At 59.1% G+C, this 257-nt stretch carries 1 protein-coding gene; it reads left to right on the forward strand.

Going from position 1 to position 257, the window contains the following annotated elements; all coding sequences use genetic code 11:
• Positions 1-161 precede the first annotated feature (161 nt).
• A partial coding sequence (locus AC1MHZ_RS23475) for a helix-turn-helix domain-containing protein (protein ID WP_482967022.1) occupies positions 162-257 on the forward strand: 96 nt, incomplete at its 3' end.

The raw sequence follows: 257 nt of genomic DNA on the forward strand, positions 1-257 counted from the left end.
TTGGTCTTGCGTCGATCGTAGACCTTAGGGCGGATGGCTGAGAACGGCGGTGCAAAGTTAGACCACGGTAGCGGCGGCGAAGTGCTGCTGCGGGCGGCGTAAAAGTCGTCCACTTTTTTCCTTTTCGCGATGCTGGCGGGGGGGGATGAGGGATTTACACCGTGGAACTTTACCTGAGGGTTCGTCTGGCGTGTGCTGAAGGCATGAGCCAGCGCGAGGCAGCGAAGCATTTCAACATATCGCGCGACACGGTCCGC

The organism is Pseudomonas sp. FA-1, assembly GCF_056856075.1.